This is a genomic window from Dyadobacter arcticus, from assembly GCF_011762185.1.
Classification (GTDB): Bacteria; Bacteroidota; Bacteroidia; order Cytophagales; family Spirosomataceae; genus Dyadobacter; species Dyadobacter arcticus.
Genome location: NZ_JAASQJ010000001.1, coordinates 1,359,451 through 1,372,134, shown reverse-complemented (window position 1 = coordinate 1,372,134; position 12,684 = coordinate 1,359,451). Strand labels below are relative to the sequence as shown.

The 12,684-nt window shown below is 43.3% G+C and carries 15 protein-coding genes; 6 read left to right on the top strand and 9 right to left on the bottom strand.

The genetic code is table 11. From position 1 onward, the window contains the following. Positions 1–20: 20 nt before the first annotated feature. Positions 21–698, bottom strand: a complete 678-nt coding sequence (locus FHS68_RS05780; protein ID WP_167268019.1) for a cell division ATP-binding protein FtsE — start codon at positions 696–698, stop codon at positions 21–23. A 27-nt stretch (positions 699–725) separates the two neighbouring features. Next, positions 726–1,382, bottom strand: a complete 657-nt coding sequence (fsa, locus tag FHS68_RS05775) for a fructose-6-phosphate aldolase (protein ID WP_167268017.1) — start codon at positions 1,380–1,382, stop codon at positions 726–728. 63 nt (positions 1,383–1,445) lie between these two features. Here fsa and FHS68_RS05770 point away from each other — a divergent pair, with 63 nt between their 5' ends. The 3 genes from FHS68_RS05770 to FHS68_RS05760 all read left to right on the top strand — a co-directional run bounded on the left by FHS68_RS05770 (position 1,446) and on the right by FHS68_RS05760 (position 2,803). Continuing rightward, positions 1,446–1,652, top strand: a complete 207-nt coding sequence (locus FHS68_RS05770) for a hypothetical protein (protein WP_167268016.1) — start codon at positions 1,446–1,448, stop codon at positions 1,650–1,652. A 12-nt stretch (positions 1,653–1,664) separates the two neighbouring features. Continuing rightward, positions 1,665–2,366, top strand: coding sequence for a tetratricopeptide repeat protein (locus FHS68_RS05765; protein ID WP_167268014.1), 702 nt, complete (start codon positions 1,665–1,667; stop codon positions 2,364–2,366). Positions 2,367–2,455: 89 nt separating this feature from the next. After that, positions 2,456–2,803, top strand: coding sequence for a transmembrane 220 family protein (locus FHS68_RS05760; RefSeq protein WP_167268012.1), 348 nt, complete (start codon positions 2,456–2,458; stop codon positions 2,801–2,803). Here the strand turns inward: FHS68_RS05760 and FHS68_RS05755 are convergent. Further along, a complete protein-coding gene (locus FHS68_RS05755; protein WP_167268010.1) occupies positions 2,792–3,559 on the bottom strand; it encodes a biotin--[acetyl-CoA-carboxylase] ligase in 768 nt (255 codons plus the stop codon). The two genes, FHS68_RS05760 and FHS68_RS05755, sit on opposite strands and share 12 nt — an antisense overlap. Before the next feature lie 43 nt (positions 3,560–3,602). Between FHS68_RS05755 and rsfS the strand changes: the two genes are divergently transcribed. The 3 genes from rsfS (at position 3,603) to FHS68_RS05740 (ending at position 7,159) form a co-directional block, all read left to right on the top strand. Continuing rightward, positions 3,603–3,986, top strand: coding sequence for a ribosome silencing factor (rsfS, locus tag FHS68_RS05750; protein WP_167268008.1), 384 nt, complete (start codon positions 3,603–3,605; stop codon positions 3,984–3,986). A 71-nt stretch (positions 3,987–4,057) separates the two neighbouring features. Then, a complete protein-coding gene (ftsH, locus tag FHS68_RS05745) occupies positions 4,058–6,115 on the top strand; it encodes an ATP-dependent zinc metalloprotease FtsH (RefSeq protein ID WP_167268006.1) in 2,058 nt (685 codons plus the stop codon). A gap of 96 nt (positions 6,116–6,211) precedes the next feature. Continuing rightward, positions 6,212–7,159, top strand: coding sequence for an aldose 1-epimerase (locus tag FHS68_RS05740; protein WP_167268005.1), 948 nt, complete (start codon positions 6,212–6,214; stop codon positions 7,157–7,159). On the opposite strand, the gene FHS68_RS05735 is transcribed toward FHS68_RS05740, so the two are convergent. From FHS68_RS05735 to FHS68_RS05710, 6 genes are all read right to left on the bottom strand, one after another. Next, complete coding sequence (locus FHS68_RS05735) at positions 7,156–8,289, bottom strand: nucleotidyltransferase family protein (protein ID WP_167268003.1); 1,134 nt, start codon at positions 8,287–8,289, stop codon at positions 7,156–7,158. The genes FHS68_RS05740 and FHS68_RS05735 overlap by 4 nt on opposite strands. Before the next feature lies 1 nt (position 8,290). Continuing rightward, a complete protein-coding gene (locus FHS68_RS05730) occupies positions 8,291–9,220 on the bottom strand; it encodes a phosphoenolpyruvate carboxykinase (ATP) (protein WP_167268001.1) in 930 nt (309 codons plus the stop codon). Beyond that, a complete protein-coding gene (locus FHS68_RS05725) occupies positions 9,217–9,600 on the bottom strand; it encodes a lasso peptide biosynthesis B2 protein (RefSeq protein WP_229211781.1) in 384 nt (127 codons plus the stop codon). Before FHS68_RS05725 ends, FHS68_RS05730 begins: the two co-directional genes overlap by 4 nt. A gap of 61 nt (positions 9,601–9,661) precedes the next feature. Continuing rightward, a complete protein-coding gene (locus FHS68_RS05720; protein ID WP_167267997.1) occupies positions 9,662–9,928 on the bottom strand; it encodes a PqqD family protein in 267 nt (88 codons plus the stop codon). A gap of 57 nt (positions 9,929–9,985) precedes the next feature. Further along, on the bottom strand, positions 9,986–11,524 hold the full coding sequence (amaB, locus tag FHS68_RS05715; protein WP_208408172.1) for an L-piperidine-6-carboxylate dehydrogenase: 1,539 nt from the start codon (positions 11,522–11,524) through the stop codon (positions 9,986–9,988). A gap of 24 nt (positions 11,525–11,548) precedes the next feature. Beyond that, a complete protein-coding gene (locus tag FHS68_RS05710) occupies positions 11,549–12,601 on the bottom strand; it encodes a saccharopine dehydrogenase family protein (RefSeq protein WP_167267996.1) in 1,053 nt (350 codons plus the stop codon). Between the last annotated feature and the right edge of the window lie 83 nt (positions 12,602–12,684).

Here is a 12,684-nt window from a genome sequence, read left to right as displayed (position 1 = left end):
CCGTGTTTATAAGTTAAAATCTAAATGATCGTTACCCCCCCATTTTCACATTTCAAGACACGAGCCGGAAAGCGTTTGAGGAAGTCATGATTGTGAGTTGCCATCAAAATAGCGGTTCCGGCATTGTTAATGGTCCTAAAAACCTGCATAATCTGATCACCTACTTCCGGATCAAGGTTACCTGTTGGCTCATCAGCGAGGAGTATGGCGGGCTCATTCAGCATTGCCCTGGCGATAACGACACGCTGCTGCTCACCGCCGGATAATTGATGGGGCATTCGCTTTTGTGCGGTACCCAATCCGACCTGCATTAAAACCTCGGCAATTCGCTTCGATATTTTCGCCTGCTGTTCCCAGCCTGTTGCGCGGAGTACAAATGATAGGTTATCCTCTACTGAACGGTCTGAAAGCAATTGAAAATCTTGAAAAACGATACCGATCCTCCTGCGCAGGAATGGAACGTCAATCCTTTTAATGTTATGCAACTCATAACCAGCCACTTTCGCAGAGCCTGTGTGCAACCACAAATCAGCGTAGAGCGTTTTTAAAAGAGAACTCTTTCCACTGCCGGTACGACCGATCAGATAAACGAATTCGCCTTTGCTGATATCAAAATGCACATCGTTCAGAACAGGCCGGTCACCCTGATAAATATCTGCCCTTTCCAGTATGATTATTGGCTCCGTCGACTCGGTCATAAGCATTTAATAAGACTACCGGGTGAATTAAGAATTTCCTTTGTTGTAATCGGCAAGGAATTTCTCAAGACCAAGATCTGTTAGCGGATGTTTCAGCAATGCTTCCATCACGTTCAAAGGTCCGGTCATCACATCTGCACCAACTTCGGCACATTGGATAATATGCATTGGGTGACGGACAGAAGCTGCAAGTACCTGTGTATCAAATCCGTAATTTCTATAAATTAATAGTATTTGCTCAATCAGCGCGATACCGTCTGTGGAAATATCATCAAGTCTGCCGATAAAGGGAGATACGTAAGTTGCGCCTGCCTTTGCAGCCAAAAGAGCCTGACCGGCGGAGAATATCAATGTGCAATTTGTGCGGATGCCTTTTCCAGAAAAATATTTGAGTGCTTTTACACCCTCTTTTGTCATGGGGATCTTTACAACAATCTTGTCATCAATTTCAACCAGTTCTTCACCTTCACGAATCATGCCTTCCAAATCAATAGATATCACTTCGGCACTTACGTCGCCATCCACAATATCACAAATAGCTTTATAATGCCGCATTATATTATCCTTACCAGTAATCCCTTCCTTAGCCATTAATGATGGATTTGTAGTAACACCATCTAAAACGCCAAGTGCTTGTGCTTCCCGAATATCATTCAGGTTAGCTGTATCAATAAAAAATTTCATATTGGGAATGTATTGGTTAGAATATTCCACAAAAGTAGAAAACCCTGGTCAAAAGCAAAAAGAATGAGAAGAATACAGCAGGAAGGAAATAAAAAAAGGCAAACCGAGAATCTCACCGCATCGACCACCTACCCTTGCTTCCGTCAGGACCTGGGGGATTCGGAAGGAGCTGGTAGTTCCGATTTGCCGGGTGCAAAGATATGGACATTTTATTCACAAAAAGAAAACATTCATTTAACGTTTCAACTTACTTTTGTGCGAATCAACTAGCAGTGAAGCGATATGCCCCGATTTATTTTTTTATTTTTCCTGTTTCTCATCGTTTCGTGCTCCCAATCTTCGGATGCTTTTTTGAAGAAAGGCAAGCAATTAATGCAGGAAGGAAAATCGCGTGAAGCCATAGAATTCATCAATCAGGCCATTGAAAAAAAGACCGAAAATGCCGAGGCCTTTAACTTGAGAGGCGTTGCTTATTATGAGTTAAAAGAATTTCCCAATGCGCTTCTTGATTTTGCCCAAGCGATCAGGTTGCAGCCATCCTCATATCGTCCCTACTTTAACCGCGCATTATTGTATAAAGACGAAAATCGGTTGGATTCTGCATTTTCGGACTATAACAAATCTGCTTCTCTGGCTCCCGATACTGCCGATATATTCTTGAACAGAGGCCAGTTGCTGGTGCTCATGGAAAAGCTCCCTGATGCGATTACAGACTTTGAAAGGGCCACAAAATTGGACGTGGACAATAAATTGGCCTGGTATAACCTGGGTTTCACCTATTACAAGTTGAAAGAATATGATAAGTCGGCGCTGGCTTTCAGACAAACAGTCCGGCTGGACGGCCAGTATGGTAAGGCCTTTTATGGTCTTGGGCTGGCGCAATGGTATAATGGAGAAAAGGATCTTGGATGCTCGAATTTGAAGCAGGCGCTTAGTCTAGGATATCAGGATGCAGGATCTGCGCTGGCTCAGTTTTGCCAATAATTTTCGAAGAATCACATCGTTCAAAGTAAATAACAATCCTATCAAGACTTATTATCCAATACATTCTAATATTAAATGACCCTGACATCATGAAACTTTTCAAAATCGCTTTCGGAATCATTTTTGTCATATTCGCATATTTCCAATTGAATGATCCGGATTCAGGAATTTGGATTGGTGTTTACAGTTTTGCTGCTCTTGCTTGCTTTATGAGCATCAGAGGGTTATGGCCGAGTTGGGTATTTTATGTACTTGCAGCAGGCTACATTATTGCGGGTGTCCTGCAATGGCCACCGGAATTTGAGGGAATCTTTTTTGGCGAAGCTGCCATGAGGAGTTTGAACATTGAACTTGCCCGGGAATCGCTAGGCTTAGGAATTTGTGCGATCGTCATGATCATACTGGGAAAATGGGGGCAGGCACCATTAGTTGATTAACCATTGAATTTGTTTCAATCCCAGCTCTAATACTTCATCCTGGTCTGATAAATTGAGGCCAAGTAGGCCCTCACTGCTTACATAAGCAATAGTCCCTCGCCTGGCTTTATTTTCATATATGAATTCTAATTCCTTCCCGTAACCGTGAAGCTGGCTTAGATATTCTGCTCTAATGGCTTGGTTAAAGGACTTTTGGCGTAAGCGAACGTAATATTTATCTAAAAAGCCTAATAGCTTTTGAAACTCATCCGGCAGTGCGAACGGTACGCCGGTTTCCAATGATAATGATGTAGCCCTATCTTCTTTAAAATCTAATTGGTTAACATTGAGACCAATTCCGATTACAGAACTTTTTAGTTTCATCCCCTGAATACCATTTTCAATCAGGATACCGCATATTTTTTTTTTATTGGCTAGAATGTCATTTGGCCATTTAACTCTTACATTCTCTATATAATTATGCACATAGGACCTGATAGCCAATGCCGTTATCTGACTAATTAAAAATTGATCTGAAACAGGTAAAAATTCAGGTGTAAGTATGATTGAAAAGGTCAGATTTTCTCCCGGATTTGCGACCCAGGTAGTACCTCTTTGCCCTCTTCCTTTTAGCTGATTATCGGTTATGACAACAGTACCTTCGGTGAATAAACCCGCGTGCACTATTTCAGCCGCTATGTCGTTTGTTGAGTGACAAGATGGCAGATAGATAACTTTTTTACCGATTATTAGCGTATCTTGTATAGAGTTGTACAATTTTTTTACTTTACTTTAGGGTTTAGAAAGGAATTAACTACGCATGAAAGAACGCAAAAATAAAGAACTATCCTCAAAAGATCTCTCCGAGCTGGTCGCAAAAGGAATGACAGAAAAGAAAGGCTTGGACATTGCAATTCTCGACCTCCGAAAAGTAAAAAATTCAATAACCGATTTTTTCGTAATCTGTTCGGGTAACTCCGACACTCAGATCGATGCTTTGGCCAATTCGGTCGAAGATGAAGTATATAAAATGTCCAAAACCGAGCCTTGGCAAAAAGAAGGAAAGGCAAACGGGGAATGGATTTTAATTGATTATGTGGACGTTGTAGCTCACATATTTAATAAAGAGCGCCGCAAGCATTACGATCTGGAAGAACTTTGGGGAGATGCGGTGGTAACATACCTGGAAGATTCCGTGGTATAAGGGCCGGCGGGTGAACATTCACCGTACCGGAAATGTTGTTTATTATATTTCCTCTTAATTTAAAACAAAGAATGTCCGAAAACGATAACAAAAGAGGGCCGCTCAGTCCAAAAAGTCCTCAAAAGGGATATCAAGGCTGGATAATAGCTGCTTTGATCGCCACTATACTTGGAATAACCTATTTAAACAGAACATCAACGATTCGCGAAACAACTCAAAAACGTTTCGAAAAGATGATGGTTGAGAAAGAGGTGGAGAGAGTAACCATTGTAAATGATAAGTCTGTTGAAATAACCCTGAAACCTGAGGCACTTACCCAGGATAAACATAAAGTCGTTGCCAAAGAAAACAATTATTTTGGCGGTGAAAATGCTTCTCACTATCAATTCCAGGTAACCTCAGCAGAAACATTCAAAAAGGATTTTGACAAGATGCAGGAGAAAATTCCTGATGATGACAAAGTTCCCTTCGTAGTAGATACCCGCAATGACTGGACCAGCTTCCTCGGAACCTGGGGCTTTTTCATTGTAATGATACTGGTTATGTATTTTATTCTCGGCAGAATGTCCGGAGGAGTTGGCCCAGGTGGCCAGATATTCAACATTGGCCGTTCAAGGGCAACGTTGTTTGATGCTGAAAATAAGGTTAAGATTACATTCAATGATGTTGCAGGCTTAGATGAGGCAAAAGAGGAGATCAAGGAAATTGTTGAATATCTGCAAAGCCCTGATAAGTTTAAGAAATTAGGTGCGAAAATTCCGAAAGGTGCATTGCTGGTTGGCCCTCCCGGGACAGGTAAAACATTGCTCGCCAAGGCTGTTGCAGGGGAAGCAGGTGTTCCGTTCTTTTCACTTTCAGGTTCCGATTTTGTCGAAATGTTTGTTGGTGTAGGTGCTGCACGTGTTCGGGATTTGTTTAAGCAAGCCAAAGAAAAAGCACCTTGTATCATTTTTATCGATGAGATCGATGCAGTAGGACGTTCACGTGGACGTGGTGCAATGCCCGGATCGAATGATGAGCGTGAAAATACATTGAACTCATTATTGGTTGAAATGGATGGTTTCGCGACAGATTCAGGAATTATCATTGTTGCTGCTACAAACCGTCCAGATGTACTTGACCCAGCGTTGCTTCGTCCAGGCCGTTTCGACAGACAAATTTCAGTTGATAAACCGGATGTAATTGGTCGTGAGGCAATTTTCAAAGTGCATTTGAAACCTCTGAAATTGTCAACGGATGTTAACATTCAAAAGTTGTCATCACAAACTCCTGGTTTTGCAGGAGCTGAAATAGCAAATGTTTGTAATGAGGCTGCGCTCATTGCCGCCCGTCGTAACCGCGACGAGGTGACCATGCAGGATTTCCAGGATGCAATGGACCGTGTAATCGGTGGTTTGGAAAAGAAAAACAAGCTCATTTCACCTGAGGAAAAACAAATTGTTGCATACCACGAGGCTGGTCATGCAGTGGCTGGATGGTTTCTGGAACATGCGGATCCGTTGGTTAAAGTATCCATTGTTCCCCGAGGTGTCGCTGCATTAGGCTACGCGCAGTACTTGCCAAGAGAACAGTATCTGTATCGTACGGAACAACTTTTTGATGAAATGTGCATGACCCTGGGTGGCCGTGCAGCTGAGGATGTTGTTTTTGGAAAAATTTCAACCGGTGCGCTAAGTGACCTTGAACGCGTCACCAAAGTGGCTTACAGCATGGTTACCATGTACGGTATGAACGATCGAATCGGGAATATCTCCTTTTACGATTCCAAGCAAAGCGACTACGCATTCACAAAACCATATTCCGAATCGACTTCGCAAGCGATTGACGAAGAGGTTAGAAAACTGGTTGATCAGGCCTATCAATTTGTAAAGAATTTGCTGATTGAAAAACGTGAGGCACTGGAAGTACTAGCAAAGGAATTGCTTGAAAAAGAAATTCTGTTCCAAAGTGATCTTGAAAAATTGATTGGCAAACGTCCTTATGAAAAGGAAACCAGCTATCAGGCTTATATAAACCGTCGCTCTAATGAGGAAGCTGCCATTCACGAAGAAGTGGTGAAGCAAACTTTGGAGAAAGAAAAAAAGGAGGAAGAATTGGCTGAGGCGGAAAAAGGAGCTTCTAACGAATAGACATTTGTAATTGGAATATAATATTGAGGGTAGCCGGACAGTAATCATTGTCCGGCTATTATTTTTACAATCCTATCAAAACCTAACTGCACAATCATGCCATTTGAAATTTTCAAACAACAATTTGGAGATCTAACCGAATACGTTATCCACGAAAGTACCACCGAAAACAGATGCGTTATCATTCCAGAACTAGGCGGGATCGTCCGTCAACTTTCCCTGCGCAAAAACCTGACACTATTTTCCATCTTAAAAAGCCCTCCTACCCCCCAATCCCTGGTTGACGACACGCAAAGTGCAAATGAATTACTATTCCCATTTGCCAGCCGCATTCCCAATGGAAAGTATAAGTTCCTGGGCAAAGAGTATCAATTGGAAAATAATGAAACCGGCGGCCTGAATGCGATCCACGGTCTTGTCAGGAAAAAACCGTTTGTGATTGGTGAACAATCGATTGAGCCAGACCATGCCTCAATAACGCTTTCATATAACATTGAGAAGTCCGCCGGCTACCCATTTTCGGTGTGGTTCTCGGTAAAATATAGCCTTCATTCAGATGGTAGGTTTACATTAGAATATCACGCGAAGAATATTGGCTCAGAACTTTGTCCTGTTATGTTTGGATGGCATCCCTATTTCGTCCTTGGCGATGAACAGACCGACGCCTGGAAAATTAGTATCCCGTCCAGCCAGATTGTGGCCTTTGATTCCAATCAGATCCCAATTGGCAAAGAACCTTTTTTCCTGGAAAGGCCGACGCTGCTTTACCGCAAGGCCTTTGATAATTGCTTTATCGTTGATAACGGAAGCAGCAACGCAGTTACAGAATTAATTTCCGAAAACCAGCATGTCACATTGAGGATTGACCAAGAGGCTGGTGAGGGTAAGTTCAATTATCTGGTTTTATACACACCTCCTGCGAGAGACTGCGTTGCCATTGAACCTCTGACCGCCAATGTCGACTCTTTTAATTCGGGTGATGGACTCAACATTCTTGGAACCGGAGATGTCATTGAGGGGAAAATTACGGTTACGCTCGTTTAACGGTTTCTTCGATACCAGAAAAATTTATTCAGGATGAGTTTCCAATGCGCGAAGTAATTTAAGTGTGCGAACGCTATTAAAAATTTAAATTTCCAACCATCCCGATAAATCATATTGTATCGAAAAATCCGCCAGGTCTTCGTCTCCGGCAGTTCACGTGTGTTTTCCCAATGATCGGTAATAGCTTTTAAAAATGAATTGGAAGGGTAATGCTGGTTTCTACTATCCCGTATGTTCACGAAATAATCGGAATCTGTTAACGCCTTAACCATACCGAGGGATTCCAATAATAATCGATGAAAACCTTTGGCTTTGGTTACATCACTGATATAATCCCAATCTAGTGAATGACCATATTTCAGAAGTAATCGGGTAAAATCGGCGACGTATTTCAGTTTATCCCATTGCTCAACGCCGCCGTGGTGAATCAACATCATCAGAAGTTGATTTTCCATCCCGGGCACTTTGATATGCGTATTGGCTATTTTAAATTCCAACATTCCTTTCGAAAGTTCCGCCCAGGTAAAATCGTAACAATAGCGGGGATAGCTCGAATTCCACTGAATTTCCAAAGAGCGCAGAGAACTTTCGCTGGTAGGCAGCATTGGAAGCTGGTAATCGGTTTCCAGGTATTGCTGAGAAATGTTCGACTCTTCCATCAAATGCTTCCGATACGGGTCCGGTTCAAAACCGCAGCCCGCCAGAATGCTCAAACTTTTCGTAATGTCCTTTTTATCAACGAAATAATCTACATCCCCAAACTCCCTGGAACCAGGCTTATCATAGAGCATCCACGCCCAGAGCGCGCCTTTCATCAGGAAAACATTGACTCCACGATCCATTAACTGCTTATATAAATCAATCGAAACTTTGAGAAAGGACATATTGGTCACGGCCTGACCCAATGTAAAATTTTTAAGCAGTTGAAAATGTGGCTTAGGAACATGAGAGAGATCAGCTCCTTCAATGTAGTCAAATAGCAAAGGCCTGATCTGATGGTATCGGGAAAGTGAAGTAACCCTATCCCAATTGAGGTTTTCTAATTGAGGTGGAGATTGCGTAGCACGCTGATTTTCAAGAGCTGCCTGAATTAATAACGCTAGTTCGGGTGATACTTTCAAATTGAGCATCTTACCCGGCAATTAATTGTCTTGCAATGCTTTCCTCAACCCATTTCTCCAGCATTCCAAACCCCTCGGGTCGTCTTTTATTCCACATTCGTGCAGCTTTGGCACATTTAAAACTTTGTAGAAAATGTTTTTTTAATTCGTCACCTGTTAATAAAGGAACTGGAAGCGGAAAATTTTGTAGTGTCTTCGTCGGGACCTCTGAACTGGTCAATAGCTCCATTGCCTTCCGATTTCTTGCCTTATGTAAAAAGAAAATTTCGCGCAACTTTACCGGCGCATCCGGAAATTCAGATTCAGGCTTGTACGAATATTTATTAACCCCCTCACTGACAGGCTCCAACAATGCTTTATCATAACCAAGGCCATTCACTGTATTGACCCAAATTTTTAGCTGTGGGTAAGCGGGGATTACATACGCAATGCCTTTGGCGTCGAACATAATAGCAGTTAAGTCATCGCTCAGCAATTTGCACCCGGCCTTAATAAATGCGGCGGCAGTAGTAGACTTACCTGCGCCTGGATTACCCATAAAACACCAGGATTCATCGCCAACCTGGACTGCGCTTGCGTGAAGCAAAAAATATCCTCTTTGAAATAATATTAACCCCAATGCTTCACTAACTGTAAATAAGCTGATCAAATCACGGTCTTCTGTAAAAGTTGATACGATTAGCTCAGTACCCCCAATTGCCTTGAATGAGGCAACCCCGTTCCAGTTCAAATACAGGTGATTGTGATGATCCTGCCCAAAGTCAGCCCGGATAGCCCTTCTGTAAATATTTGTCTTTTTGGTAATTGGCAGGTTAATTGCCCCTTTTCTGATTTGAAGATCGACAGCTGCTTGCTCGTCGCCCTTAATAAGCTCAGGCAACTCAATTTCTGAGCTGATATTTAAGCCGAATGCTTTATAAAAGTGTGTTTCTGATTTCATTCCCAAACCCAAAGTCTTTGATACGAAACTGTTTTGGGCCAATCGCCAATGATGATATTCCCATTGCTTTCGACCCAGGCATGAGCCTCGAACTGTTTGGGTGGGTTAATCTCCACGCCAATTTCGAGGGTCAGGGCTGGCGTCCTTCTCAATAAATATTTGGTAGCAAGGGCCCGTGGTAGGCAAAGCAGTTCCATAGGCAGCAAATTGGCGGCTGTGTCGACAGCCCAGACAGTCAGGTCTATATCAGGTTTGGGAGTTTCCCTATATGTACCTGTAGAGATAAACCTGGCGAACAATCTTCGGAATTTATGAAAAGGCAGATAGCTCAACCCTAATTTTATAATTACAAGGCATACCACCGATTTGAGTAAAAGCATTTTTCCTTTACCGGACAATTTTCTCCATGTGCCTATGAATCTGCGAATCTTGCCCAAATTATTAGTCGGTTATTTCTACCAATTTTTCCGAGACCAGGTCTTTGAGAAGGACATCAATGTCGGTTTTGCAAGTATCAATATCCACATCATATTCATTTACAACAGCTGCACAAAGCGAATCAAGGGTTTGCGGCCCGGTTTCGAGCGTGTCCCATATCAGAACTCCTACCTCGTCCAATCCGTAATAAGCGCCTTTGCTGTGATTCAGAATAACGGTCTCACCCGCTACTTTGGAAGAGATTTGATCGGTGGTTAATTGATATTTCATACTTTAACTTTTCAGTGGATTTATAATGTGCTGCTTCCACAAAGTTAAAAATTATAATCAGTCGAACTCAAACTTTATTCCCTGGGCAAGCGGTAATGCAGATCCGTAATTAATCGTATTCGTCTGGCGCCGCATATATGCCTTCCAAGAGTCCGAACCCGATTCCCGTCCACCACCAGTTTCCTTTTCACCGCCGAAAGCGCCGCCTATTTCGGCACCTGATGTTCCTATGTTTACATTGGCAATGCCACAGTCTGAGCCGACTTGTGACAAGAATTGCTCTGATTCACGGACATTATTGGTGAAGATTGCCGACGATAACCCTTGCGGAACATCATTCTGGATTGCTATAGCTTCTTCGATGTCCGTATATTTAATCAGGTAAAGAAGGGGTGCAAAAGTTTCGTGCTGGACAATTGCATAGCCGTTTTCAACTTCGGCAATGCTTGGTGATACATAGCAACCGGATTCATATTCCTCTCCTGAAAGCACATTGGGCGCTACGATAAAATGACCTCCTGCCTCTTTGACCTTTTCCACGGAAGCTTGATATTGCTCCACCGCCATCTTATCAATCAAAGGGCCGACATGATTTTGCGTTTCAAGGGGATTTCCAATTTTCAACTGAGAATAGGCCTTAACAAGTCGGTTTTTAACTTCTTCGTAAATATCTTCCTGCACAATAATTCTCCGGGTTGACGTACATCGCTGACCAGCAGTACCTACCGCACCGAAAACGATTCCGGGAATTGCGATGTTCAAATCCGCCGATCGGGTAACAATGATTGCATTGTTACCTCCCAATTCCAGCAAACTCCGCCCGAGCCTCCGGGCTACGGCTTCTCCAACAGCTCTCCCCATTGGTATGCTCCCCGTTGCCGATATCAATGCAATGCGAGGATCATCCGCCAGCCATATCCCTACTTCCCGACCACCGGTTACTACGGAGGAAACGCCCTCGGGAACATCATTCTCCTTCAATACGGTTTTAATGATTTGCTGACATGCAATTGCAGTCAAAGGAGTTTTTTCGGAAGGTTTCCAGATACAGACATCACCGCAAACCCAGGCAAGCATTGCATTCCAGGACCATACGGCTACCGGGAAATTGAAAGCCGAAATGACCCCAACTAATCCAATTGGATGCCATTGTTCATACATGCGGTGCATTGGCCGCTCGCTATGCATGGTCAATCCGTACAATTGCCGGGATATGCCGACGGCAAAATCGCAGATATCGATCATTTCCTGCACCTCGCCAAGACCTTCCTGCAAACTTTTGCCCATTTCATAACTCACGAGGGTGCCCAGATCCTGCTTCATTTTGCGAAGCTGGTCACCCATTTGCCGCACAATATCCCCACGTTTGGGTGCAGGGATAAGCCTCCAAACCTTATATGCTTCAACAGATCTGGCAATTACCTGATCGTAATCATACTTTCCCGCCTGACCTATCTCCGCTATTTTCTTCCCATCGACAGGAGAGAATGATGTTAATATTTCACCATTGCCTGGCCAGCTAACTTGCCCGGTCGTTACACCATGATTCACAGGCTCGATCCCCAACTTATCCAGAATGTTCTTTATATCAATCATTTGAAAAACTTTAAGAACCGATGACTAGTTGAAGTATTGACCATTCTGGGTCTTCAAAAAATCAGCCAGGATAATGTCTTCCTGTCGGATAAAACCCTTTTGCGGCAAAACGCCATCCGCAACCATTTCAACAACGGATGCAATGGATGCCGCAGTTGTCCATGAAATAGCCCGCCAATTCAATCCATCAATTTCAATCGGGTGATATGCTCTGTAAAATTCCTCTCGTTCCAGCCGGTTTTCTTTCCATCCTTCCACCACCGCATATACATACACGACGTCCTGCTGCACCGGCGGCTTTGCTTCCGTCAGGATCTGTTCCACCAGTTCTCTTTTGTCCTTAAGGCAAAGTTCATACAACATAAAGCGCATCAGGCTGCAATGCCCCGGGTACCTGATGGTTTTATAATTCAATGTATCTAGTTTCCCCTCCAATGTTTCGCACATGGTTCCCAGCCCGCCGGAGGTGATAAATGCTTCAAATTCCTGGCCTTCAATGTTGATCATTTCAGCGCCTTCCAGCGATGGTACCATTTTCCGGACGCCGTTATGGATGACCTCAGCATCGTTAATGTACTCATTCACAACACCTGCGGGAGACCATGTAAAGGAATACCCCATCAGTCCGTTTGGGTAGCGCGGCAAAGCGCCAACCCTTAATTCAATATCCCTTAATTTGGTAAACCGTTTTGCGAGATCCATGCCGACAATACCAATAAAGCCGGGAGCCAGGCCACATTGGGGAGCGAGGACACTCCTGCTATCTTCTGCCATTTTCCTTATTGCGGAGGTTGTGCCAACATCTTCGGTAAGATCAAAATAATGGATGCCTTTTTCACAGGCTTTCTGTGCAATAGGAAGGTTCAAATTATAGGGCATGCAGGATACAACCGCGTCGAATCCAAAAAGTGCCTGATCCAGAAAGCTAGGATCGCTGATATCACCGGCCAAAACGGGAAATGGCAACAAAACGGCGGGTTGTGATTTATCGACTCCGGTAACTTCGAAATGCTTGTTAAGCAATGTCCCGACCAAAGAGCCAACTTTGCCTAAGCCGATAACGAGGATTTTTTGCATGTATAGTTATGTGAGGTTTTGTTTAAATTTTTTTAAGCGATTTTGAAAGATATGAAAAGATTTTGCAGTTTTTAAAACTAACA

Coding starts and splice junctions, on each gene's coding strand:
- FHS68_RS05780 (WP_167268019.1), bottom strand. CDS start 698: ATGACCGAGTCGACGGAGCCAATAATCATACTGGAAAGGGCAGATATT.
- fsa (WP_167268017.1), bottom strand. CDS start 1,382: ATGAAATTTTTTATTGATACAGCTAACCTGAATGATATTCGGGAAGCA.
- FHS68_RS05770 (WP_167268016.1), top strand. CDS start 1,446: ATGAGAAGAATACAGCAGGAAGGAAATAAAAAAAGGCAAACCGAGAAT.
- FHS68_RS05765 (WP_167268014.1), top strand. CDS start 1,665: ATGCCCCGATTTATTTTTTTATTTTTCCTGTTTCTCATCGTTTCGTGC.
- FHS68_RS05760 (WP_167268012.1), top strand. CDS start 2,456: ATGAAACTTTTCAAAATCGCTTTCGGAATCATTTTTGTCATATTCGCA.
- rsfS (WP_167268008.1), top strand. CDS start 3,603: ATGAAAGAACGCAAAAATAAAGAACTATCCTCAAAAGATCTCTCCGAG.
- ftsH (WP_167268006.1), top strand. CDS start 4,058: ATGTCCGAAAACGATAACAAAAGAGGGCCGCTCAGTCCAAAAAGTCCT.
- FHS68_RS05740 (WP_167268005.1), top strand. CDS start 6,212: ATGCCATTTGAAATTTTCAAACAACAATTTGGAGATCTAACCGAATAC.
- FHS68_RS05735 (WP_167268003.1), bottom strand. CDS start 8,289: ATGCTCAATTTGAAAGTATCACCCGAACTAGCGTTATTAATTCAGGCA.
- FHS68_RS05730 (WP_167268001.1), bottom strand. CDS start 9,220: ATGAAATCAGAAACACACTTTTATAAAGCATTCGGCTTAAATATCAGC.
- FHS68_RS05725 (WP_229211781.1), bottom strand. CDS start 9,600: ATGCTTTTACTCAAATCGGTGGTATGCCTTGTAATTATAAAATTAGGG.
- FHS68_RS05720 (WP_167267997.1), bottom strand. CDS start 9,928: ATGAAATATCAATTAACCACCGATCAAATCTCTTCCAAAGTAGCGGGT.
- amaB (WP_208408172.1), bottom strand. CDS start 11,524: ATGATTGATATAAAGAACATTCTGGATAAGTTGGGGATCGAGCCTGTG.
- FHS68_RS05710 (WP_167267996.1), bottom strand. CDS start 12,601: ATGCAAAAAATCCTCGTTATCGGCTTAGGCAAAGTTGGCTCTTTGGTC.